Annotated in this window: 18 protein-coding genes; 7 read left to right on the top strand and 11 right to left on the bottom strand. The window is 60.9% G+C overall.

Annotated elements, in window-relative coordinates:
- Positions 1 to 5: 5 nt before the first annotated feature.
- Complete coding sequence (locus HMPREF2749_RS06340; protein WP_005504725.1) at positions 6 to 668, bottom strand: potassium channel family protein; 663 nt, start codon at positions 666 to 668, stop codon at positions 6 to 8.
- Positions 661 to 2,280: a TrkH family potassium uptake protein gene (locus HMPREF2749_RS06335; RefSeq protein ID WP_049351891.1), complete on the bottom strand. Its 1,620-nt coding sequence runs from the start codon at positions 2,278 to 2,280 to the stop codon at positions 661 to 663. The genes HMPREF2749_RS06340 and HMPREF2749_RS06335 overlap by 8 nt, the downstream gene beginning before the upstream one ends.
- 434 nt (positions 2,281 to 2,714) lie before the next feature.
- Between HMPREF2749_RS06335 and HMPREF2749_RS06330 the strand changes: the two genes are divergently transcribed.
- From HMPREF2749_RS06330 to HMPREF2749_RS06320, 4 genes are all read left to right on the top strand, one after another.
- Positions 2,715 to 3,929, top strand: a complete 1,215-nt coding sequence (locus tag HMPREF2749_RS06330; RefSeq protein WP_070593775.1) for a metalloregulator ArsR/SmtB family transcription factor — start codon at positions 2,715 to 2,717, stop codon at positions 3,927 to 3,929.
- A gap of 90 nt (positions 3,930 to 4,019) precedes the next feature.
- The gene (locus HMPREF2749_RS06325) at positions 4,020 to 6,086 is read left to right on the top strand and encodes a FadR/GntR family transcriptional regulator (RefSeq protein WP_049347115.1); all 2,067 of its coding nucleotides are present in this window, start codon (positions 4,020 to 4,022) and stop codon (positions 6,084 to 6,086) included.
- 263 nt (positions 6,087 to 6,349) lie between these two features.
- Entirely contained in the window at positions 6,350 to 6,448 is a 99-nt protein-coding gene (locus tag HMPREF2749_RS09130; RefSeq protein ID WP_005504750.1) for a 30S ribosomal protein bS22, read from the top strand.
- A 155-nt stretch (positions 6,449 to 6,603) separates the two neighbouring features.
- Positions 6,604 to 7,293, top strand: a complete 690-nt coding sequence (locus HMPREF2749_RS06320; protein WP_049356258.1) for a histidine phosphatase family protein — start codon at positions 6,604 to 6,606, stop codon at positions 7,291 to 7,293.
- A 133-nt stretch (positions 7,294 to 7,426) separates the two neighbouring features.
- On the opposite strand, the gene HMPREF2749_RS06315 is transcribed toward HMPREF2749_RS06320, so the two are convergent.
- The 6 genes from HMPREF2749_RS06315 to gluQRS form a co-directional block, all read right to left on the bottom strand.
- Entirely contained in the window at positions 7,427 to 7,867 is a 441-nt protein-coding gene (locus HMPREF2749_RS06315; protein WP_049356260.1) for a PLD nuclease N-terminal domain-containing protein, read from the bottom strand.
- A gap of 102 nt (positions 7,868 to 7,969) precedes the next feature.
- Positions 7,970 to 8,884 carry a 1,4-dihydroxy-2-naphthoate polyprenyltransferase gene (locus HMPREF2749_RS06310; RefSeq protein ID WP_070542233.1) on the bottom strand — a complete coding sequence of 305 codons (915 nt, stop codon included), beginning with the start codon at positions 8,882 to 8,884 and terminating at the stop codon, positions 7,970 to 7,972.
- Between the two features lie 139 nt (positions 8,885 to 9,023).
- Positions 9,024 to 10,388 (bottom strand): AMP-binding protein, encoded by a 1,365-nt coding sequence (locus tag HMPREF2749_RS06305; RefSeq protein ID WP_070593773.1) that lies wholly within the window; start codon positions 10,386 to 10,388, stop codon positions 9,024 to 9,026.
- A gap of 170 nt (positions 10,389 to 10,558) precedes the next feature.
- Positions 10,559 to 11,512, bottom strand: a complete 954-nt coding sequence (locus HMPREF2749_RS06300) for a 1,4-dihydroxy-2-naphthoyl-CoA synthase (RefSeq protein WP_049341035.1) — start codon at positions 11,510 to 11,512, stop codon at positions 10,559 to 10,561.
- 206 nt (positions 11,513 to 11,718) lie between these two features.
- The gene (gene putP, locus HMPREF2749_RS06295) at positions 11,719 to 13,206 is read right to left on the bottom strand and encodes a sodium/proline symporter PutP (protein WP_049341036.1); all 1,488 of its coding nucleotides are present in this window, start codon (positions 13,204 to 13,206) and stop codon (positions 11,719 to 11,721) included.
- 381 nt (positions 13,207 to 13,587) lie between these two features.
- Entirely contained in the window at positions 13,588 to 14,616 is a 1,029-nt protein-coding gene (gene gluQRS / locus HMPREF2749_RS06290) for a tRNA glutamyl-Q(34) synthetase GluQRS (RefSeq protein ID WP_070593772.1), read from the bottom strand.
- 288 nt (positions 14,617 to 14,904) lie between these two features.
- On the opposite strand from gluQRS, the gene HMPREF2749_RS06285 reads away from it, so the two are divergent.
- Positions 14,905 to 15,813 carry an MBL fold metallo-hydrolase gene (locus HMPREF2749_RS06285; RefSeq protein ID WP_070593770.1) on the top strand — a complete coding sequence of 303 codons (909 nt, stop codon included), beginning with the start codon at positions 14,905 to 14,907 and terminating at the stop codon, positions 15,811 to 15,813.
- A gap of 108 nt (positions 15,814 to 15,921) precedes the next feature.
- Here the strand turns inward: HMPREF2749_RS06285 and HMPREF2749_RS06280 are convergent, their stop codons facing one another.
- The 3 genes from HMPREF2749_RS06280 to HMPREF2749_RS06270 form a co-directional block, all read right to left on the bottom strand.
- On the bottom strand, positions 15,922 to 16,941 hold the full coding sequence (locus tag HMPREF2749_RS06280) for a glycosyltransferase (protein ID WP_070593769.1): 1,020 nt from the start codon (positions 16,939 to 16,941) through the stop codon (positions 15,922 to 15,924).
- Positions 16,942 to 17,219: 278 nt separating this feature from the next.
- The gene (gene menD, locus HMPREF2749_RS06275) at positions 17,220 to 19,070 is read right to left on the bottom strand and encodes a 2-succinyl-5-enolpyruvyl-6-hydroxy-3-cyclohexene-1-carboxylic-acid synthase (RefSeq protein ID WP_070593766.1); all 1,851 of its coding nucleotides are present in this window, start codon (positions 19,068 to 19,070) and stop codon (positions 17,220 to 17,222) included.
- A gap of 92 nt (positions 19,071 to 19,162) precedes the next feature.
- The gene (locus tag HMPREF2749_RS06270; protein WP_070593764.1) at positions 19,163 to 20,206 is read right to left on the bottom strand and encodes an o-succinylbenzoate synthase; all 1,044 of its coding nucleotides are present in this window, start codon (positions 20,204 to 20,206) and stop codon (positions 19,163 to 19,165) included.
- A gap of 293 nt (positions 20,207 to 20,499) precedes the next feature.
- Between HMPREF2749_RS06270 and HMPREF2749_RS06265 the strand changes: the two genes are divergently transcribed.
- Positions 20,500 to 22,194: a phosphatase PAP2 family protein gene (locus tag HMPREF2749_RS06265; RefSeq protein ID WP_070593762.1), complete on the top strand. Its 1,695-nt coding sequence runs from the start codon at positions 20,500 to 20,502 to the stop codon at positions 22,192 to 22,194.
- A 167-nt stretch (positions 22,195 to 22,361) separates the two neighbouring features.
- Complete coding sequence (locus HMPREF2749_RS06260) at positions 22,362 to 22,739, top strand: cupin domain-containing protein (protein WP_049341046.1); 378 nt, start codon at positions 22,362 to 22,364, stop codon at positions 22,737 to 22,739.
- Positions 22,740 to 22,799 lie beyond the last annotated feature (60 nt).

Raw genomic sequence — 22,799 nt, 5'->3', positions numbered from 1 at the left:
CGCGCTTAGGGTCGCGCCGCAAAACGCTCGATCAAATCCACCTGACCGGACACAATCAGAATGTCGCGCGAATGAATGCGGGTGGTCGCGTCCGCGTAGGTGAAGTCCTCACCGGGGGACTTAATACCGACCACGGACACGCCGTACTTGGAGCGGATATCCGACTCGGCGAGGGTGAATCCGTGGGTTTCCTTCGGCGGGCGCATCTTCGCAATCGCGAAGTCGTCATCAAATTCAATGTAGTCCAGCAATCGACCCGAGACGAGGTGCGCGGCGCGGCGGCCGGCGTCCGCCTCCGGGTAGACCACGTGGTGCGCGCCAATACGCTCCAGAATCTTGCCGTGCGCGGGGGTGATGGCCTTCGCCCAGATACGCTCCACTCCAATGTCTACGAGGTTCGCGGTAATCAGCACGGACGCCTCCACGGAGGTGCCCACGCCCACCACGGCGGAACCGAAATCGTCCGCACCCAACTGATGCAGGGTGTCGATATCGGTCGCATCGGCGGAGACCACGTGGGTCAGCACGCCGGACCATTTCTGCACCAGCTCGGGGTCCTTCTCGATGGCGAGAACCTCTTTATTCTGCAGGCGCAACTGGGCAGCCACAGCCGAACCGAAGCGTCCCAGGCCGATGACGAGGACGGGGGCGTTATGTGCACTAGCCAATGGTGGGCCTTTCTTCGGGGAACTTGTAGAGGCGGCGGTGTGAACGCATCGCCAGGCCGGTTGCGGCGGTTGTTGTACCCACACGACCAATGAGCATGAGCACACTGAGCACGTACACGCCTGCCGGAGGTAGGCTCGCGGAGAGGCCGTTTGAGAGGCCGCAGGTCGCGAAGGCAGAGATGACCTCGAAGATGACTTCTTTGAGATCTGCGCCGCTAATGATGAGAATCGATGCGGTGCCAACACCTACCACGGTAGCACCCATAACGATCACAGAGATGGCAATGCGCAGAGAGGATTCGGGGATGGTGCGATTGAACGCTACGACCTTCTGGTCACCTCGCGCCTCGGCAAGAATCGATAGGGCAATCACGGCGATGGTGGTGACCTTCACGCCGCCTGCGGTCGAGCCGGAGCCGCCACCAATGAACATGAGCGTATCCGTCAGCAGCGTGGAGACGGGGGTGATGGCGTCCATGTCAACCAGGTTGAACCCGCCCGAACGCATCATGACGGAGGCAAAGATGGCGTTGAGGATTTTATCGCCGGGAGAGTAGGAACCGATGGTTGCGGGGTTATTCCACTCGAAAGCACCCCAGAAGAAGGCACCGAAACCGAAGAAGAAGAGGGTGGTGACTATGGTCAGTTTTGCGGTGAGCTGCCAGTGCGATGGGCGGAAAGGGTTGCGCTGAATCGCAATGAACACGGGGAAGCCGAGCGAGCCGAGGAACACCGCGATGCAGATGGGTACGAGCAGGAAGAGATCGTGGCCGTAGGGTACGATGCCGTCCGAGTGCGGGGTGAATCCGGCGTTGTTGAATGCCGAAACCGAGTAGAAAATGCCGTGCCACAGAGCCTCGTGTGGTGCTTCGCCGAGCGCGAGGAAGCGCGGGGTGAGGAGCATTGCAATGAATGCTTCGATGGAGAAAGACGCGTACGCCACCGCTTTGACGATGCCGCCGACCTCGCCGAGTCGGCTAATATTCAGGTCTTCCTGGGCGATGAGTTTGGTGCGCAGACCCATTTTGCGGCCGATAGCCAGCGCCAGCAGGGAGGTGATGGTCAGCGTGCCCAGGCCACCCACCTGGCAGGCGAGAAGAATCATTGCCTGACCGAAGGTTGACCACTGATCTGCTGTGGAGACGGTGGTCAGACCGGTCACGGTGACCGCGCTGGTTGAGGTGAAGACCGCGTGGTGTAGCGCGACGCGCTGCCCGTCTGCCGAAGAAATCGGCAGGGACAGCATGATGGTGAAGAAGATGATGACTAGAAAGAAGGCACCGATTGCGGTGCGTGAGGGAGACGCCAGAACTGAGGAATCAATGAAGTCGCGGAAGCGTTCGAGAGTCTTCTGGTTGAACTCTAGTGGGGTTCGTTTGCGCTGAGTCTTGGGGTCTTCGTGGTCACGTAGGGTAGGCAGACGGTCAAGATCGATGCCGGGCACGCTGGTGAGGATGCTGAGCTTTTCAGCTTCGAGGCGGTCGCGGCGGCTTCGGCGAACCTGCTGCTTTTGCGGTTCGGAGGTGGCACCGCTGAGGGTGTCCCAGCGGCGGTTGAGCTGGCCCTGGGGGTGGTGGTGTCGGCGCCGGGTGCGGCGGAGTATGCGTCCCATGCGCCTCCTTCAGCGGTGTCTGGGTGTTCTTCAGCGGGTGTTTGGGTGTTGGTATGTTGGGCGGCGGTTTGAGCCTGTGTTTAACGCCTTCTAGTGTATCGCGCCGGGTGCCCGCTGAGGGGGTTGAGGCTCTGGTGGTTCGGGGGTAAATATGTGAGTTCGGAGAAGGCGTACGGCTGGTTTTGTGGGGTGGAGCCACGAAAACTATATATTCTGTATTGGTTATATAAGTATTGAGGGGTTTGCTGGGTCGCATATGCCTAGGATGAGATACAGGAAATCAACATTAGATGTGATAGGCACTTCATGCTTTTCCCCCTTTCAAGGCTCCACGTTAGGTTAGTATTCAGGGGTCTTTCAGAATTTTTGAAGGTAATTTCTGTATCAGCCTCATTCTAAGCTTGAGGCGCCACTTTATATGTCATAATCGCTATATGCATTCTGATGTTTTTTCTGTCATCGCGGATCCGACTCGCCGCCGAATTGTGCGTATTCTCGCCGAGCAAACCCACACTGTGGGTGCAGTGGTTGAAAAGCTGGGCATGAGCCAGCCGACCATTTCGAAGCACCTGAAAGTACTTCGCGATGCAGACGTGGTCTCCGTGACCGTGGAGGGGCAACGTCGCCTCTACTCCCTGAACCCGGATGTATTCGCCACCGTGACCGAGTGGATTAACGAGACCGTTCAGATTGCACGTCAGTCCAGCGAAGCACACGTGCCCGTGGCACTGCCCGGTGGCGTGACTGCATCTGCCTCGGATAAGGCGACGGCTGAGCACGCAGCCGAGAAGCCGGCCGAGAAGACCTCTGAAAAGAGCGCTCCGAAGCCCGAAGTTGAAGAACCCGCTCAGAAGCTTGCGCCCGCCGCAACCGCGGAGAAGGCTGATGAGACCGGCTCTGAGACTTTCGTCGTTGAGGCGCCCACCCCCGAGGAAATCGAGCAGGCACGCATTCAGCGCGCCCGCGCCCAGTACCTGACCCCGAGCGCACGTATTTACTCGCGCCCGGCGGAGCAGGCTGCTGAAAGTGCCGCCTCCGAATCGACTGTTGAGAAGACCGCTGCTGAGCCCACCTCGCAGGAAGAGGCAGTGGATAGGACCCCGATGCGCCCCTTCACTCCCGCATCCTACGGTTACGATGCTGGGGTGACCCCCGCGGCGTCGGCAACCCCCGCTCAGCCCACTACCCCTGCGGCACCTGCTGAGGCTAAGCCTGTTGTAGCGCAGAAGCCGGTGGTATTCCCTCAGCCTGCGGCGGCGGTGTCTTATGGTGTCGACCCCGCTGCGGTTGTGGGTGGTTCGATTCAGCCTATCGCAGTGACCCCCGAAGCTCCTGCTGCCGAGGAGCCCGCGGTGGCTGAGAAGACTGTCAACGAACAGCTTGCAGAAAAGGCTGAGGAGAAGCCCCCGGTTGAAGAAACCGTAGTTGCTGAGAAGCCTGCAGTTGAAGAATCTGCCACCGAGAAGGCCGCTGTAGAAGAGTCTGACAAGGCTGAAGGCGCGTCTGAGGCTTCCTCTGAGGAGCCCGAGTATCAGACCATGCCCGCCTACGATTCGGTGTACCGCCCCAGCGCTGAGACGACCAGCGCCGAGGCGAAGGATAACCACCGCGGTGGTCTCTTCGGCTTCCTGCGTGGTCGCCGCCGCTAAAGCGCGCCCTGACGCCGTTCGACCTCCGGCATAACTCTGTATAAAGCACACACACTCTCACTCACCTTATTGACCGAAAGACGCATTCACGTGGCTATTCATCGTAAAATTCTGCGCTGGCTCGAGAACGAATTGTTCGAGGGCAACATTCAGCTGGGTCAGGACCTGCCCAACGATAGCGAAATTGCGCGCGCTATTGGTGTGAGTCGTTCCCGTACCCGCGAGGCTCTGCGCACCCTGGAAGATATGGACCTGGTGCAACTGTACAACGGTCGCGGCAAGGAGATTCTGGTGCACCTGAGCGATGAGCCTGCTGCTGCTGCGAGTGCCGCTCTGCGCCTGCACATGTCCAGCTCGCGTTACCCGACTCGTGACCTGGTGCAGACCCGTATTCTGCTGGAGAGCTGGGCGATTGCGCGTATTGACCCGAAGACGGCATCTTTCGCGGAGATGGACGAGGTCCTGGCGCAGATGGAAGACTTCGACCTGTCGATTCGTGATTTCCTGGAGCTTCTGCTGACGTTCCACCACCAGGTGATGCGTTGCGGTGGTAATGAGTTGCTGGTGGGTCTGCTCGCGTCGGTGCGTCAGCCGAGCTTTGAGTCGATGCTGTCTCTGGTGGGTCGTATGCCGCTGTGGAGTAGCGCTGTTGAGCGTCTGCGTGCTGAGAGCCGCGCTATTGCGGAGGCGCTGAAGGCCGGCGACGCTGCGACTGCGCGTGCCATGGTGATTGGTCAGCTGCGCGGCATGTATTCCGATGCCGGTATTGATTTGGAGCAGGAGGCGACCTCTGCGAACGGTCTGCCGGGTGAGCCGATTGCTTCTGAATTTGCGCCGGTTGATGTGGATGAGTTTGCCGCTGATGACTTTGATGATTTGATGCAGGATGACCCGTCCTTCGCCGATGTGGGGGCACTTCCTGCCGCGGATGCTCCTGTTGCGGCGCCGGATGAGCCGACTCAGGTTCCTGCTCCGGTTTCTGCTGCGGTGTCTGCGCAGTCTGAACCCGAGGTTGCCCACGGTGATGAGGCGGGGTCTGAGATTTCCTTCGGGCCGACTGATACCTCTGCTGATACTACAACTGGTGCGGATATTTCTGCTTCTGACAAGGCAGAACGTACGATTCCCGCTGCGTCTCAGCCCGCACCTGCTGCGGCTTCCGTAGCCACCGCACAGCCTGCCGCTCATTCGGTGAGCCCGGATGTGCCGCTGAGCTTCGGCACCCCGCGCCGTAGCACCGTCCCGGCCGCTTCTGCGGCTCCGGTATCTGGTGTCCAGGCGCCCGCCTCCCAGGCGCCCGCCTCGCAGACTCCCAGCGGTCAGCTGCCGAGCCTCCCTGCCGCGTACGCGCAGGAAGAGGCTGAGGGTCCCGCGAAGGTTCTGCGTGCTTCTACGGCGGCTCCGCGTCGTCGTAGCGGTCAGATTATTTCTCCGGTGCGTGCGACCATTATTAAGCCGGTGGATCGTAGCAAGGTGCTGACTGCGCCTGCCCGTACCGTGCGTCCTGCGGCTGTTGTGACTGCTGCGGCTCCTGCGGAGACTGAGTCGGCTGAGAATGTTCTGCGTGCCCCTGCCCCTGCGCGCCAGGAGGCGCCCGCCGTTCAGCCTGCTGAGCCTACCCGCCTTGAGGCGGCTGCGACCATCCACGACACCTATGAGAAGCTTCCTCATGAGGAGCCGGTGCAGGAGCGCCGCGGCATCTTCTCGAAGATGAAGCGTTTCTTCGGCGTGGACGTGTACGAGCCTGAGCACGATGAAGCCCAGGAGAGCGCTGAGAAGGATCAGGCAGTGAAGGAGCAGGCTCTGAAGGCTGAAACGAAGTCCGAGCCCCAGCATGAGCTCCAGCCTGAGCCCCAGCCCGTCATTGATGAGGAGGCGCTGGCTCGTGCCGAGGCTGAGCGCGCTGAGCGTTTGAAGGCGTTGCACGCGGCAGCGGAGGAAGAATCCGCAGCGGAAAGCTCTGCTGAGAAGGCTTCTGTAGAAGAGCCGGTTGAAGAACCCGCTGAGGACCCCGCGCAGGAATCGGCTGAGGAGCCGGTTGAGACCGACTTCCAGACTGAGGAGAGCACTTCTGAGGGTGCTGTAGCTTCTTCCGGTTCGGTATTGTCTCATGGCCGCGCTAAGGGCTCGAAGAAGTCGAAGAAGAAGCGCCGTTAGGGCTGCCGAATCCCCATTTTGACCCGGAGATACCCTCGATATGCCCGTGGGAAAAGCGGAAATTCAGGGGAAAACTCCTGAAAAGCCGCTCTCGAATGGTGAAAATGGGGGTAAACCTAGTACTCTAGGTAGGTAGCGCTCTAAAACGCAAGGGTATTTCTGTGCCTAAAATGCGTTTTGGATCGGTTATACCGGTATAAATATCCCCGGGTAGCTACCGAGCCGAATGGCTCGGCCGGGTACGAGTAAAGTGAGGAAATCCTATGGGTTCCGTTATCAAGAAGCGCCGCAAGCGTATGTCCAAGAAGAAGCACCGCAAGCTGCTTCGTAAGACCCGCCACCAGCGCCGCAACAAGAAGTAAATAGACTTCTTTTGCCCCGCCTTCCGTATGGAGAGGCGGGGTTTTTGCGTTTCTGCAGTTTTGCGGGCTGGGTTTTATGCCGTGTTTTGTATTTGTAGAGGGTACGTGCGGGTCACCTGTTTGGGGCGCGGCGCGCTATCTGAGAGACTGGGATTATGACTGAAACTTCCACCATTAAAGTTCACCTCATGCGCCACGGCGAGGTGCACAACCCCGAGCGCATTGTGTACGGCCGTCTGCCCGGCTACCGTCTGTCCGATAAGGGCCAGCAGATGGTGCGTCTGAGCGCTGAGGAGTTCGCGGCTCGTGCTGAGCGAGGCTCCCGTTTCGTGCATCTGGTCTGCTCGCCGTTGCAGCGTACCCGTGAGTCTGCCGCCCCGGTTGAGGAGCTGCTGGGTCTGACCGCGCAGCCGGATGAGCGCGTCATTGAGGCGGATAACTACTTTGAGGGTCTGCACGTGAACGCGCAGGAGCTGCTGAGGAACCCGCGTCACTGGATGAAGCTGTACAACCCGGCGCGCCCCTCCTGGGGTGAGTCGTACCTGGATCAGATTCGCCGTATGGCGGCGGCTGTTCAGGATGCGGCGCGTACCGCCTACGAGCGCGGCGGCGAGGGTGCGGAGGCGATTATTGTGTCGCACCAGCTGCCGATTTGGATTACTCGCCTGGGCGTTGAGGGCCGCATGCTGCAGCATGACCCGCGTGCCCGTGAGTGCAACCTGGCGTCGATTACGACTCTGGCGTTTAGCACCACTGATTTTGAGCATGAGATGCCGCATTTTGTGGGGTATTCGGAGCCTGCTGCGCCGTTGTACGGTGGCGTGATTCAGCTGCCCGGTAGCTAAAACATCCGGTAGCTAGTTCCTGAAGCTGTTTTTGAGCATAGTAAGAGGCTGTGAGCCATCCGTTACGGATGTGCTCACAGCCTCTTTCTGTAAACCTTGAGGGGTGCAGGAGCTTCAAACCTAGCTGTCCTGACTAGTTCTGCCCGTTACCCCGATTCGGGGTGCCGTCCTCAGGATCCTTAAACTCGGGGTCCTTACGCTCGGAATCCTGTTTGTCGTTCGATTCTGCCTCGCGGCTGCGGCGTTCGCGTTCTGCTTTTGCTTTGAGCCAGCGCAGGTACTCTTCATCGTCGTCGGGGGAAGAGACCGAGGGCGCCGGGGTGCTGCGTCGCTGACCGAAGCCTGGGCGAGGAGCACCTGCTGCGGGCTGTGCTGCGGGCAGTGCCTTGGGGCGGCCCAAGATAAGCCACATGAGCGGGCCCACCACGGGGAAGAGTAGGGTGACGAGAACCCACAGCCACTTGGGCAGGGTTCGCGCCTCGTGTGCGGGGGTGCGGACGGCGTCCAAGAGGGTGTAGAGGGTCAGCCCCACGATGAGGGCGGCGCCGCCAATAATCAGCATGGCTCGAATCATAAGCACTACTATGACATACCGCCGCGTTATTGCGGAACTGTGAACCGGGTGCCCGCTAGCGGCTTAACGGCGCGGTAACCCGGCGCAGATTCGTACGTCGGCTTAGTATCCGGTGAACACCTGAACCTCGTGGCTAATAATATCCAGCGAACCGAGCCATACGGCGAGGGCAAGAATCATGGAGTACACGAGCGCCACAATACCCGCCTGCTTGAGCACGGGAATCAGCTCGCGGCCGCCGCGCGTCCACACGGTCACGCAGGAGTGGATGGTCGGGCCGACCAGCAGGAAAATCAGCAGGAACCAGGGGTTCTCATCGAGCAGGAGCACGCCCAGGCCCAGCGCCAGCGCCATCTCCACAATGTAGGTGATGCGCGACCAGCGTTCGCCCAGGCGGACCGCCATGGTTAGCTTGCCCGCCTCAATGTCGGTGGGGATATCACGCACGTTATTCGCCATGAGCAACGCGCAGGAAATCAGGCCAATGCCGATAGCGCCGACCCAGCCGAGCAGGGTCAGGGTGTGCGCCTGCGTGTAGAGGGTGCCCAGGGTCGCGACCAGACCAAAGTAGACAAAGACGAACACATCGCCCAGGCCCATGTAGCCGTAGGGGTGCTTGCCGCCGGTGTAGCCCCACGCCGCGAAGACGCTGGAGGCGCCAATCGCCAGGAACCACCACTGGTTCGCCAGAGCCACCAGGGCAAGACCGGCAAGCATCGCTAGACCGAAGCAGGCGAAGGCGGCGTACTTGACGGAGCGGGGGCTTGCCACGCCGGAACCGACGAGGCGTAGCGGACCCACGCGGTCTTCGTCGGTGCCCTTGATACCGTCGGAGTAGTCGTTGGCGTAGTTCACGCCCACCTGCAGGAAGAACGCGACGAGGAACGCCAAGAACGCGTAGAGCGGCTTGAATTCGTTGATCTCGTAGGCGGCAGCTGAGCCGGCAATAATGGGGGCGACGGCGAGCGGCAGGGTGCGCAGGCGAGCGCCTTCAATCCATTGGGCGGCAGTTGCCACGGGGGTTCCTTCCGGGTCTAAGTGCGTATGATGCGTGGGGGTTGTGCGTGACGGTTGCGATGATGACGGTCAGGTCGTGCGGGCGGCTGCATGTACGGGTGCTGCGTGTACGGGGTGAAAACCCGCGGATGAGCCTGCTTTAGCCCTGACGATAGTCTCTGTCCAGGATACTGTATATTTCTGCGCGGTCCGGCTTGCCGGTGCTGGTGAGCGGGAAATCCGGCAGGATGCTCAGCTGCTTGGGTGCGGCGGGGGCACCGAGCTTTTCGGCGCAGTGGGCACGCAGTAGGGCGCAGAGTTCTTCGTTCAGGGCGGGGCGATTCTCGGTAGATGTAGCCGCGGCACCGGCAGAAGGTACGAGCGTGACCGCGGCGGCAATGGCGGTGCCCCAGCGTGCATCGGGTAGGCCGATTACGCAGGCTTCGCGTACGGCGGGGTGCTCTTCGAGGACGGTCGCTACGGCGCGGGCGGAGATTTTTACGCCTCCGCTAATGAGGACGTCGTCGCTACGTCCGAGCGCTTGCAGGCGTTGCTCGCTACAACTCTTGTTGCTGTTGGGAGCTGCTGCAGAGCTCAGCAGCCCGTAGTCGTCGGTGCGGTACCAGCGGGTGCCGTCGGCGGCGGTGAAGAAGTGCTCGGCGGTGCGGGCAGCGTCGCCAATGTAGCCGCTGGCGAGGTGCGCTCCGCTGATCCAAATACGGCCCACCTGCACAGACTCTTCAATCGCCGACTTCCCCTCAATATCCGGCACGGCGGGCATACCTTCTTCGGGGACGAGTTTAACCTGCACGCCGGGCAGAACAGAGCCGGAGTAGACGCATCCGCCGGCGGTTTCGGCACTACCGTAGGTGGTCACCGTGTTCAGCCCCAGGGCGGCGGCGGCGGCGAGCAGGTCGGCGCTGGCGGGGGCGCCTCCGAGCAGGATTCCGGTGAAGGAGCTGAGCGCCTCGTGAATATCAGCGCCCAGGTGCGAATCGGCGTCCGCGCTTTCAAGGAGCTTATGTAGCTGGGTCGGTACCAGGGAAATAAACCTGCGTGCCGAGCTCATTCGCTCAACCGCCTGCAGAAAAACCTCGGGGCTAAAGTGCACGGGCTCAATGACGGAGCGGGCGATGACCGGGGCGGTACCGGCGAGTACGGAGCGGGCGAGCACCTGCGCGCCGGCAATATAGTGCGCCGGAAGAGCCAGGAGCCACTGCGAGGCAGCATCGGAGTTTGAGCCGAAGAACTGCTCGGTGGCTGCCGCACTGGCGGCAAGAGCTCGCGCGGTCAGTGCGGTGCGTTTGGGGGTTCCGGTGGATCCGGAGGTGCCCACCACCAGCGCGATAGGCTCCGCAGCCGCACCCGCATCCGCCGCGTACCCGCCCAGTAGTTGCTCAAAGGCGCCCAGCATGGCGTGAGGGTCGGCGGGCTGATCGGCACGCACCTGTACCGCCTGCGGATGCAGGGCAACCTCCTGCGGGGCGGGGGAGGGCATGAGCCCGGGTACGGGGGTGTTCATCATGGCTAAATCCTTAGCGGCTGTTTGTAGCGGCTGCGTGCTGTCATGCGCCGGTGTCATATGCCGGTGCGGCATCAAATGCGCCGGAGCCGGATTCTTAGCTGAGGTTCTCAGGGTTGAATCCGGCTCCGAGCCTATGCATCTGAAACTACTTCTGTAGAAGGGGCTGTCTCTTAGAAGTAGTAGGGGTAGTTGGACCAGTCCGGGTCACGCTTCTGCAAGAACGCGTCGCGGCCCTCCACAGCCTCGTCGGTCATGTATGCCATGCGGGTTGCCTCACCAGCGAAGACCTGCTGGCCGAGCATGCCGTCGTCGGGCAGGTTGAAGGCGTACTTGAGCATGCGGATTGCCTGCGGGGACTGGCGAGCAATGTGCGCCGCGTATTCCAGGCCCTTGTTCTCGAGCTCTGCGTGGGGAACGACGTCGTTGACTGCGCCCATTTCGTACATGCGCTGTGCGTCGTATTCCTTGGCGAGGAAGAAGATTTCGCGGGCGAACTTCTGACCCACCTGGCGTGCGAGCAGCGCCGAACCGTAGCCTGCGTCGAAGGAGCCGACGGTTGCGTCGGTCTGCTTGAACTTGCCGTACTCTTCGGAGGCGATGGTCAGGTCAGCAACTACGTGCAGGGAGTGGCCGCCGCCTGCAGCCCAGCCGGAGACCAGGGCGATAACGACCTTGGGCATGGTACGGATGAGGCGCTGCACTTCCAGGATGTGCAGTCGGCCTGCGCGTGCCGGGTCGATGCTTTCTGCGGTGTCGCCGCTGGCGTAGTGGTAGCCGTCGCGACCGCGGATGCGCTGGTCGCCGCCGGAGCAGAATGCCCAGCCACCGTCCTTGGGGGAGGGGCCGTTGCCGGTGAGCAGTACGGTGCCCACGTTAGAGGTCATGCGGGCGTGGTCGAGGGCGCGGTAGAGCTCGTCCACGGTGTGCGGGCGGAATGCGTTGCGCACCTCGGGGCGGTCGAAGGCGATGCGCACGGTAGGCAGATCGCGCAGAATCTCACCGTTTTCGTCGCGCTCAACCTGGCGGTGGTAGGTGATGTCGGTGAAGTCCTCGAAGCCCTCAACGACGCGCCAGTCGGCGGGGTTGAAGATGTCCGAGATCTTTTCGGGAAGTTGTGCAGTCATAGACCCTATTTTACGGTGCCCGCGGTGCGGCTCGTCGAGGCCGGGGAACGAAGCACGCTCGGCATAATATTCCAATAACAGAATATGATGCGCGGGAAGGGCCTCTGTCCTTGCGCTCATACCTGTATCTTGGCAGGTTAAGACCCTATAAACAGACCAAGGCTCGGACCGCGTGTGTGCGGCCCGAGCCTTGGGGAAGAGACTCTTTACTTGACCTTGGCGAGCTCAACCGCGCGGTCGAACTCTTCGTCAATGGCGTCGTTCTTCTTGTAGGTCATGAGCGAAACCACGATGGCGACAAGCAGCGCCGAAGCGAAGCCGGGAACCATTTCGTAGAGCACAGACTTCATGGGGCTCTGGCCCCATGCGAATGCCACAACGGCGCCGGTAATCATGGAGGCCAGTGCACCCTGGGTGGTCAGCTTACGCCAGTAGAGGGAGAGCAGAACGGTCGGGCCGAATGCCGAACCGAAGCCAGCCCAAGCGAATGCGACCAGCTGCAGAATGGAGCTGTTGGGGTTCCATGCCAGGGCACCGGCGACCAGCGCCACGATTGCCACGCCTGCACGGCCGAGCCACAGGGACTTGCCGGCGCTGAGCTTCTTCGAGGAGAAGATGCCGTAGAGGTCCTCCACCAGAGCGGAGGAGCACACAATCAGCTGCGAGGAGAGGGTGGACATAATTGCCGCCAGAACCGCAGCCAGAATTAGGCCCGCAATGAGGGGGTGGAACAGAATCTGGGCGAGGTCCAGGAAGACCGACTCAGCGGTTTCCGGGTTGGTGAGGGACGCCTCGGGGTGGCGTGCAAAGTATGCGATACCCATGAACGCGCCGCTCAGTGCGCCGAACACGGTCAGGACCATCCAGCTGATGCCGATGCGGCGGCCGGACTTGGCGTCAGCGGGGGTGCGCATTGCCATGAATCGCACAATAATGTGCGGCTGACCGAAGTAGCCCAGACCCCATGCGAGGGATGAAACAATACCGGCGAAGGTGGTACCCGCGAAGATGCTCAGTGCGTCGGGGCGTACCTGGCTGATGGACTCAACCACGGGGCCCACGCCGCCGAGGTCAATGATGGTGACGACCGGAACGGCAATCAGTGCTGCGAGCATGAGCAGACCCTGAACCATGTCGGTGTAGGACGCGCCCATGAAGCCGCCGAAGAAGGTGTAGAACACGGTAATGCCTGCCAACAGGAGCATACCGGTGTGGTATTCCTGACCGAAGGAGGACTTGAAGAACAGACCGCCGGACACCATACCGGAGGAGACGTAGAAGGTGAAGAATACCAGAATCACGACACCGGAGACGATGCGCAGCACGCGCTTGGTGTCATGGAGGCGGTTGCTCAGGAAGACTGGGACGGTCACTGCGTCGCCTGCTACTTCGGTGTAGCTACGCAGTCGCGGTGCCACGAACGTCCAGTTGCACCATGCGCCGATGGTCAGGCCGACGGCGAGCCATGCCTGGGAGAGGCCGCTGAGGTAGACGGCGCCGGGCAGACCCATGAGGAGCCAACCGGACATGTCGGAGGCGCCCGCTGAGAGTGCGGCGACGGTGGGGGAGAGCTGACGCCCGCCCAGCACATAGTCGTCGAGGCTGTTGTTCTTGCTATTTGCCCATAGGCCGATTGCGATCATGGCAACAAAATAAATCGCCAGCGCGATGACCTGGTATGTACTCGCGGCCATAATGTTCCTTCTCTCCTGGTGGTAGTGTGCGCCTGTGTGTATTTATGCGCTACCCCATAACTTTATGAGTGGCATAGGATACAGTCTAGGCTTTGAAGGACTGAAAATAAAGTCTATTTGACGCTTAGGGGTGAGGATCTATGGAATAAATATGTATTTTCTGTGTAAAATCCATGGTCGTACACGTGGGTCATTGTGGGAGCGTGTGCGAAAAAGTGCCCGAAAAATCCTTGAATTTCAGGGTTTCGGGCACTTGAGTGAAAGATATGTAGTTGAAAAGCAACGCAAACGCTCAATGGCATATGCATCTAAAACGAATTAAACGAAAAATTTAAAAGCCGTTCGGAGTGTTGAACTGTTACACGACAATGTCACAGAGGCTTAGAGATCCCTCACAACCCATGGTTCAGTAGCCATACGAGCCGGATCAAAACGCTCCAAAATCGCTGCCGCATTGGGCACCGGAACATCCGCCGAATGGGCAGAACCATCAACGTTATACACCGGAATAGATGCGGCAATCCACCCCAAAATCGTCGGGATTTCAACGCCCGCCTCACGCAACTGCGGCAGAGTCACCGCACCGTCACGCTTCGCCAGGCGCTTGCCCTCCTCGTTCAGCGCCAGCGGCACATGCGCGTAACGCGGCTGTGCCAAACCCAAAAGCTGCGCCAAATACGACTGGCGAGGCGCCGAAGGGAGTAGATCATCACCGCGCACAATCTGCTCAACCCCCACAAAGGCATCATCCACCACGGAGGTCAGGTTATAGGCATAGGTGCCGTCATTGCGTACCAGCACAAAATCATCCACCAGCCCCGTGTAGGCACCGTAAAAATCATCCTGCACCGTGTAGCTCGTGCACTCGGCGCGCAGACGCAGAGCCGGCGGACGCTGGGTACGGCGCTCCTGTCGCTGTGCTTCCGTCAGCTCACGGCAGGTACCCGGGTAGGCGCCCGGTGCACCGTGCGGGGCACTCGACGCCTCCTGAATTTCGCGGCGGGTGCAGTAACACTCGTACACGAGGCCCGCCTCTCGTAGGTGCTGAACCGCCTGCTCATAGGCGGCAAGGCGCGTGCTCTGATACAGCACCCCTGCCTCCTTGCCCTCGGTGCTTTCGCTACCCTCAATACGCTCCGTCGAGGTGCCGGGGCTCGCATCCCAATCCAGGCCCAGAGTCGCCAAGTCAGCAATCTGGCGTTCCGCCGCGCCCGGGCGCACGCGATCCAAATCCTCCACGCGCAGGTAGAAGGGCTTGCCGCCGCGGCGCGCCATAGCCCATGCCAAAATGGCGGTACGCAAATTACCCAGGTGCAAATCACCCGAGGGGGAGGGGGCGTAGCGTCCGGTGCCGCTGGGGAACGGCTGAGTTACAGGCTGAGCAGAGGAAGGGCTAGAGGAAGAAGTCATACTCCTATCCTATAGGGCGCGAATTTCTGGTTCCTGCTCAGATTCCCACGGGCTCCTCACTGACTGCTCACTGGCTCCTAACCGGCGCTGGACTAGCAGGAGGAACGCGCTACCCTCCTAATCAATCTGTGGAGGTTGTCAAGCATCACGTATCAGCTGTCCGTAGAGGCTGAATTATGCAGAATGATGCACTTTCATCCCCTTAGAAGCGTGCAATAGTGCAAAAATATGTTCTCCAGAAGCCCGAATAGCCCCTCAGTCGCCAAAAATTACAGTAGGGTTGTATCTATGGCTCGTACTATTGAACTCGCAGACGGCGTGTACCGTATTGCGACCGACAACTACCGACTGAACACCGGACTGGTCCTCGGACTGGAACGGGCACTTGTCGTGGATACCGGCGCAGGTCCCCGTCAGGCAACCGAAATCTATGATGAGGTTCGCCGTCTCACGCGCCTTCCTATCACCGTCGTAAACACTCACGGTCACTATGAGCGTTTCTTCGGCAACGATGTTTTCGCGGCAATGGGTACCGAAGAATTCTGGGCGCATCCTCGCGCCGCGCGTGCAATCCGTAAATACGGTGAGGCGCAGCGTCCCTATGTCGAGACGCTGGAACCGGAAATGGCGCACCACCAGGGTGCAGCCACCGATATTATTGTCCCCAACCGCCTGGTCGCCAATAGCGGTGACGGTATTACCTTTACCCCCATTGACCTGGGTGAGCGTAGCGCAACCCTCATGTACATGGGTCCCGGCCACACCGACGGTGACATTCTGGTCGGCATTGAAGATGTGCTCTTCATGGGCGGTCTGATTGAAGAGGGTACCGACCCCTACTTCGAGGATTCCTTCCCGGATCGCTGGATTGATACTCTCGGTGCCGTGCTCGAATTTGATCGCTACCGCGTGTATGTGCCCGGTAACGGTGAGCCGGTGGACCGCACCTTCGTGGAGCGTGAGCGTAACACCATGGTGACCGCTATTGAGTCGATTCGTTCCTCCACTCTGGACCGTGAGGATGAAGCAACTACCGCGGCAATGTATAAGCTGCCGTATGCGCCGGGTGCGACTCGCTTCCTGCTGGATCGATTGGCTCAGCTGGAGAATGCACCGGTGGCGGCGTACCTCGAAGCGGATCACCCGGATACCAGTGGTTTCACGGGTCCGATTACTCTGGGTCAGGCTTCGTACTAAAACCCCGTATGCAATATGCCTCATGGGGCATAAATACAGGTGAGGGCTGGTTTCTATGATAGAAACCAGCCCTCACCTTTTATATACCCATAACCTTAGGGCACGTATTTAGCGCTGAACGTACTGGGCGCGCATTGCCTCGCAATCAGCCTGCAAAGAAGCCGGGACTTCACCCATTGCCTCGCAAAGCTGCACGAAACGGTGACGCCAATCCAGGTGCTGCAGCGCCTGACGAATCTGCTGCTCACCCTGCGCGGGGGTCCAACGGGAGACCGCATCGGCAACCTGCGCGAGGCCCGCGCGTGCATCCGCATGATCAATGTCGATGGTCGCGCCATCCCAAAGGATTTCACGTACGGTGGTGGTGTTCGGAACCTTGCCGACCACGGTCACGCCCGAAGCCAGGGCATCGGTCCAACGACCGGTGATGTACTCCTTGGTCGGGTGAGTGTACGGCGCCGGGCTGACCGAAGTGGAGAACGCCAGCAGGAACTTCGCGCGGTTCAGCGAATCCTGCAGATGCTGAGCCGACTCGCGGTCATTTGCACCGAAGGGCGGGCGGCCCTCAAAGCTCAGACCCAGCTCAGCGGCGAGGGCGGCGGTCGCCTCGTCATCTTCGTAGGCGGCGGGCTGACGGCCCACGCGCAGCAGGTCGGTGCTCTTTGAGCCCAGAGTAGCCAGACGGTCGCTGAACTTGCTCCAAACATCCGCACCCCAGGGCAGAACGCCGGGGTTCTTCACGCCCGCGGCAGTCCAGGGCTGAACGTCGTCAACATCCGCAACGAAAATACGGTCGTAGGTGGAGGACTTAGCCACCGCAGGAATACGGTCATCCCAGAAGCTATCAATCACCCAGCCGTAGACCGCGCCGTAGCGGCGGAACGCGAAGGAACGCTGCGAAATGGCGTACAGCTGACCGGGATCAGAAGCAATCACCAGGCAACGATTGGAACCGCCCTTGAGGCGGGGCAGGCGCGCCAGAAGCTTCGTTTCCTTGCTGAGGGATGCGCCCACATCCACGGTGTGCACGGTGCCGCCGGTGTAGCGGGCGAGAAGCTCCGCCATGGCGTGTACGGGAACCCAACCGGCTCCGGAGGGGACAGCAACAATAATATCGAGTGAGCTCATGAGAATCCTTGGGAGCGACGTCCGCCGCATGCACCGGACTCACCGGGGTAAAACCCCTGGTCGAGCGCGGTATGCGTTAGCGGTGAGAGCGTGAATGTTGATCAATGATAGATAGGGTGCCTTGAGTCAGCAGGTGCGCAGGAAAACGCGAAGGTAACGGCGAGTGAAACCGCTACGACCGGCTAACTTTTAGCCACGGAAGGCTACGGCACAGGTAGTTTTTAGTATATCGGTCAACCCTGCGCACGGGGCTTAGCCTGCCGCCTTTACGCGCGGCTTTAGGGTGTGTGAATGCGCACCTCAATGCCGGATTCGGTGCCGAAACCGGCGGCCATGCGTGCCAGGTCAGTGTTCGGTGCGGCAGCCACCGTGAAGAAGCGGTCTACCGCGGCGGTGAACTGCGCCTGACGAGCCATATCACCGTGTTCAAGGGTCGTGAAAATACCGCCGCCGGCATCGTCAAAGACCTCAACGCGCAGTTCGGGCAGAAGCTCAGTATTCGGCAGGTTCAGTGAGGAAACATCGTGCTGGAAGGTCAGGTCGCCGCACAGCAGGGTCACCGGCAGGGCGGCACCACCAACGACCGGGCGGGAGTTCTCATCCACGCCGGCGGGGTAGTAGCCCGACAGGGACACACCAATAGCGGTCGCAATCGTGCCGTCAATACCGGCAAGACCGCGGTTGGCGAACACGCGTGCGGGGGCGGGCTCACCCAGGGCGGGGGCTGCCGCATCCAAATCACGCACCAGGTTAGAGGAGCCCAACACCATGAGGCGACGCTGAGCCACCGCATCCTTCCAGACGCGGCGGGCGTAGGAGCGGCCGGCGGTGCGGTTGCGGTAATCGGTGTAGTCAACCGAGCTCTCAGCGCTGCCTACTGAACTCTCAGCACCGGGGTGTTCGTAGGCGGCAATGGCGCGCAGGCGCTCATCCTGCAGCTCGCGGGCGGGCTCAACCCACTGCTCTAGCCAGCTCAGCTCGTCCACCAGCTCATCAGCGGTAGCAGAGGATGCGCACGCAAACTCGGCGAGCTCGCGCGGGGTCGGCAGCTCCACGAAGGAGCGAGCGCCCGGCTCGTACCAGCTGGCGCGGCGCGGGGCGTAGAACGCGCACTGAATATCTTCGCGTTCCAGCAATGCGGTAATCGGGCGCGAAAGCGTCGGGTGGCCGAAGAGCACCACACGCTCAATCTGCGCGGCGGGGGCGAACGAACCATCAGCGAGCAGCTGCGGGTAGTGAGGAATGGAGGTTGCGCCGTGGCGCGCCTCGGAGGAAGGCTCCGCAAACAGCGGCAGGTTCAGCACGCGCGCGAACTCAGCCGCAAACTCGCCGGCACCGTCAGCGGCAACCACCACGGTGCGGTGCGCCGGAGTGAACTCCGCCAGGTCCGCCTGCGCCTCCAAGGAGTCCAGGAGCCAACGCTGCTCAGCGCTGGAGAGCCCCGAACCCTCGGCGCGGGCGGCGCGGGCACGGCCCTCAGCCTGCGGGTCGTAATCCTCCAGCAGGCTCTGCGCCCACTGCGGAAGCATCTGCGCAAAACGGCCAGAGGGGGTCAGCGGCGTATCGAAACAAATGTTCAGGTGCACCGGGCCAATCGGCTCCGCCGACTGCTTGCGCCAGTGCTCGGCGCTACGACCGGTCAGCGCATTCAAGCAGGCGGCAAAAGCCTGAGTCTGCTCGCCCTCCACCTGCTCGGGGTAGGAGGTCAGATCGGCTTCAGCACGCACAAAAGGATGGAAGAAACTCGCCTGACGGGTCGTCTGATTCACGCCGCTACCGCGCAGACGCTCCGGGCGGTCCGCGCTCAGCACCGCCAGGGGCACGCCGGTGTGGTACGCCTCCATGACAGCGGGCACGTACTCGCCCAGTGCCGTACCGGAGGTGCACACCAGGCCCACGGGCTGACCGGACGCCTTGGCAATACCCAGGGCGGTAAAGGCTGCACTTCGCTCGTCCACGCGCACGTGCGCAATGAGGGCGCCGGCTTCAGCGGCGGCGGCAATAGCGTACGCAAGAGGTGCGCTACGGGATCCCGGAGACACGACAACATGCCGCATACCGGCACGAATCAGCGAATCGAGCACGGATACTGCGGTGAGCATGGCGGGGGTTGAGCGGTTTTCAGTCACCGTACCATTCTAATGCCGAGGGCATTTTCCTTCAGTTATGGTTACCCTTCACGACCTCATCGTTACAGTGCTAACCGTTACACCGCTAACCGTTACAGATCAGCGGTGCGTTCCAGAACGCGGTAGCAGGCGGTGACGCGCTCCACCCACCACTGGTGGGTCTGCTCATCGGTGGCAAGACGCTCCAGGCGCTGCGGGCTGGGGGTGATGGCGCGCAGGTCCATGAACCCGTCACGGGCGATGAGCGGCTCATCGGTGACGTCCTCAGCCATGAGGGAGACCGTGCCCAGACCGCACCCGTACTTCAAAGTCGGAAGGGAAGCCGCCAGGGACGCACCGACACCAATGCCCACCGAAGACTCCAACGCAGAAGAAACCACCGCCGGAAGCTGCGCCTGCTCAACCAGCGCGAGCGCACGGCGTACACCGCCCAGCGGTGCCGCCTTAATAACCATGAGGTCCGCGGCGTTCGCGCGCGCCACCTTCAGCGGGTCTTCCGCCTTGCGGATCGACTCGTCTGCGGCAATGCGGGCGGGCAGCCCCTCCTTGGCAATGGCAAAGCGGAGCGCCGCCATATCTTCAATGGATGCCACGGGCTGCTCGGCGTAGATAATGCCGTACTCGCAGAGCTTGCGCAGCGCATCAAGGGCACCGGCGAAAGTGTAGCCCATGTTTGCGTCCACCTTCAGGCGTGCATTCGGGAGTGCTTCTCGTGCCGCCGCTACACGGGCAATATCGTCGGCGAGGCTCTGGCCCTTCTCAGCCACCTTGATTTTGAGTTCCTGAATATCACCGGCGTACTTGGCGAGCACCTCCGGCACACGCTCCGCAGGTACTGCGGGCAGAGTGGCGTTCAGCGGGATGCGCGTACGCACCGGCTCCGGGGTGGGCAGCCACGCCGCCTCCAGCGCGCAGGCAAGCCACGCCGCAGACTCCTGCGGACCGTACTCGAGGAAGGGCGCGAACTCGCCCCAGCCGTACGGGCCGCAAATCAGCGCGCTCTGGCGGCTATTGACCCCACGGAAGGTGACCGTCATCGGAATTTCGACCGTGAACAGGTTCTCCAGAACCTCCTGTAGCGGCGGCAGGGGAGTGTTCGTGAGGTGAAAACCGTAGCCGAGAGGCGGCACGCTCATACTGGTGTTCAAGGTATCTGCCCTTCTGTGATGCGCTATGAGCTCACCATAACATTCCGGGGGCGGGTGGGTGCGCTCGCACCCTGTCACGCATTCTCTGGAAACTCTCAGGTTGTGGTCGAAAAAACTTTAGTTTTTCATAGCTTAACCTGGGATAGTAGGTAGTTATTCGCCCGAGAACTCGGACGGTGCTTCGCATAAAACGGCAGCTTGGGGGCTACTGTTTTGAGGGGCTGGCATCGGCGGGCTCGGGTATGGCTAACAGACATGAGGGCGAGAAGGTACGAAGGGTTATGAAGAAGACACCGCAAGCGAATACATCAGGTTCGGGAAACTCCGGTTGGGAGAGCTCCGAAAACCTCGACGCTACCAGTGTGCTTCACCCCGATGACGTGCGTGCAGCCGCTGCCGATAACGCGCCCACTACGGTGTTTTCCTCTGATGAGACTGCGGTTCTCTCCGATTATCAGGACCCGACTGCGGTGCTTTCTGATTATCAGGACCCGACTGCGGTGCTTTCTGATTATCAGGACGCTACCCAGGTGCTCGCCTCCCACGAGACGGCTACCCCTGCTACTGCGCACAGTGATGACCGCACGAAAGTTTTGACGGATTACGGTTCCTCGCCGGCTAACAAAACTGCGCCTGCAGGTTCCATGAATACCGGTTCCGCGAACGCTGAATCGGCGAATACCGAAGTTATTTCTTCGCACCCCGACACCTCAGAGGTTATTGGTGCGACCCGTCCTTTGCCGCGCGTTTACCGTGCCCCCATTAAGATTCCTGAGACGATTCCCTCGCCGCAGGAACGCGCCTCTCAGGGGAACTACAGCGCGGATGAGCTGATGCAGGCTACGCGCCGCCTCGATCCGCCGAAGCCTCCGGTGAGCGGTTTCCCGCTGAACAATCAGATGGGTGCCTCCCCAATGGGTGCGCCTCAGATGGGCGCGCAGCAGCCTCTTCCCACGCGTGCGATGCCTCCGCAGGCACCTCCGCAGCCGGTGGCTTATCCTCCCGAGGCGTATCCTGCCGCCGCCTACCCGAACGGTGCGTATGTGCAGACCGGTCAGGTTCCCGTGGATGCTTCGGGCCGCCCTGTGAATCGTCCCGGCGAAGAGCAGGGGCACCATCTTCCGAGTACCGGTATTTTGATGCGTCACGTGATGGCGTTGCTGTTCTTGGGTCTGTCTCTCTACGGTGCGTTTGTGTTCTTCATTTACACGGCGACCGGCCAGCAGGTTGATGAGCAGGCGTACACCGAGTATGCGCATCAGTTCAAGAGTTACCGCGGTCCGACCCTGACTGCGCTGGATTCTTTGCCCACGATTGTTGGTGTGATTGCGGTGCTGGGTCTGATTGCGGTGCTGATTTGGAAGCACCGGTTCCTGCCCTCGCTGATTGGCGTGCTAGTTGGGGCTGCGGCGGTGACGAGTACATATCTGCTCAAGCACTACCTGATTGTGAAGCCCGACCTGGGTGTTCAGGAGGCGCTGAGCAACTCGGCGCCCAGCGGCCACACGACCTTCGCGGCGGCGGCTGGCGCGGCGCTCTTCCTAGCGGCGCCTCGTTTCTTGCGGCCCACGGTGGCTCTCTGCGCGGCGTTGGCGACCTGCCTGACGGGTGCCTCCACGATTATTAACGGTTGGCATCGCCCGGCGGATGTGGTGACCGCTATTCTGGTCACCGCCATCTGGACGGTCGTGGGTATGGGCGTGTTGCGTTATGTGCGTCCGGCAGATTTTGCGGTGCCGGCGCGCGGTGGTTTGGTGCTGGTGCCGTTGATGACGATTGCGACGCTGTTCCTGTCGTTCTGCGCGGTCATCCTGTATCTGATTGCGATTTTTGCGCCGATTCCCGGTGGTGCGTTTACCGCGGCGACCTGCATGATTATTGCGGTGAGCTTTGGTACGACGGCGTTGATGGTGAACCTGTTGCGTCCGCGTAATAGTAATCGCTCCGCCTATTCGAAGGTGTGGAGCTACCAGTAAGTATTGTTCCCCTCTCTGCGCGGGATGTTTCAGCTTGATGTGAGCTGAGATATTGTCCGGGTGCGGGGAGGGGAATACAATATAAGAAATTTAGTATTTTTAATACCAATATTAGAGAGGGGGTGTGTGCCCCCTTTCACTCACCCCTGAAGAGAAAGGTGCGTACCATGGCAGGTGCCCATGAAGGCCGCGTCCTCGTATTCCCCCAGCTCACCGAAGCGCTGACCCCCTTTGAAGATAAGCCCCAGGCCCGCAAGATCGTTGATGCCGACGGCGGCAACCTGACCCTCATGGAACTGGCTGCAGGCCAGTCCTGGCACGAGCACCACAGCGTCCACCCCGTCTTCGTGCAGGTGCTCAAGGGTGAAGTTATCTTCCACGTGAAGGACCGCGATATTACCCTGGTACCCGGCAAGCCGATTCACGTGACCGCCAAGCTGCTGCACTCCCTGCGCGCCGTGAAGGACTCCACCCTGCTAGTGACCATGCTGACCGGCGAATCGCACCCCGAACCCAAGGTTAACATCGACGTCGAAGAGGTCTAATCCCCGGCCTCTAAACCCCTGACCCCAAAACCCCCGACCTCAAAACATTAGCTCGCCGCC

The sequence above is a fragment of the Rothia sp. HMSC075F09 genome (assembly GCF_001810515.1).
GTDB lineage: Bacteria > Actinomycetota > Actinomycetes > Actinomycetales > Micrococcaceae > Rothia.
The sequence above is the reverse complement of the archived record's forward strand: the minus strand, read 5'-3'. Positions and strand labels throughout refer to the sequence as shown.

What these genes read in the sequence shown, in the direction of transcription:
- HMPREF2749_RS06335 (WP_049351891.1), bottom strand. Translation starts at nt 2,280, where the DNA reads ATGGGACGCATACTCCGCCGCACCCGGCGCCGACACCACCACCCCCAG.
- HMPREF2749_RS06330 (WP_070593775.1), top strand. Translation starts at nt 2,715, where the DNA reads ATGCATTCTGATGTTTTTTCTGTCATCGCGGATCCGACTCGCCGCCGA.
- HMPREF2749_RS09130 (WP_005504750.1), top strand. Translation starts at nt 6,350, where the DNA reads ATGGGTTCCGTTATCAAGAAGCGCCGCAAGCGTATGTCCAAGAAGAAG.
- HMPREF2749_RS06320 (WP_049356258.1), top strand. Translation starts at nt 6,604, where the DNA reads ATGACTGAAACTTCCACCATTAAAGTTCACCTCATGCGCCACGGCGAG.
- HMPREF2749_RS06315 (WP_049356260.1), bottom strand. Translation starts at nt 7,867, where the DNA reads ATGATTCGAGCCATGCTGATTATTGGCGGCGCCGCCCTCATCGTGGGG.
- HMPREF2749_RS06305 (WP_070593773.1), bottom strand. Translation starts at nt 10,388, where the DNA reads ATGATGAACACCCCCGTACCCGGGCTCATGCCCTCCCCCGCCCCGCAG.
- HMPREF2749_RS06300 (WP_049341035.1), bottom strand. Translation starts at nt 11,512, where the DNA reads ATGACTGCACAACTTCCCGAAAAGATCTCGGACATCTTCAACCCCGCC.
- putP (WP_049341036.1), bottom strand. Translation starts at nt 13,206, where the DNA reads ATGGCCGCGAGTACATACCAGGTCATCGCGCTGGCGATTTATTTTGTT.
- gluQRS (WP_070593772.1), bottom strand. Translation starts at nt 14,616, where the DNA reads ATGACTTCTTCCTCTAGCCCTTCCTCTGCTCAGCCTGTAACTCAGCCG.
- HMPREF2749_RS06285 (WP_070593770.1), top strand. Translation starts at nt 14,905, where the DNA reads ATGGCTCGTACTATTGAACTCGCAGACGGCGTGTACCGTATTGCGACC.
- HMPREF2749_RS06280 (WP_070593769.1), bottom strand. Translation starts at nt 16,941, where the DNA reads ATGAGCTCACTCGATATTATTGTTGCTGTCCCCTCCGGAGCCGGTTGG.
- HMPREF2749_RS06270 (WP_070593764.1), bottom strand. Translation starts at nt 20,206, where the DNA reads ATGAGCGTGCCGCCTCTCGGCTACGGTTTTCACCTCACGAACACTCCC.
- HMPREF2749_RS06265 (WP_070593762.1), top strand. Translation starts at nt 20,500, where the DNA reads ATGAAGAAGACACCGCAAGCGAATACATCAGGTTCGGGAAACTCCGGT.
- HMPREF2749_RS06260 (WP_049341046.1), top strand. Translation starts at nt 22,362, where the DNA reads ATGGCAGGTGCCCATGAAGGCCGCGTCCTCGTATTCCCCCAGCTCACC.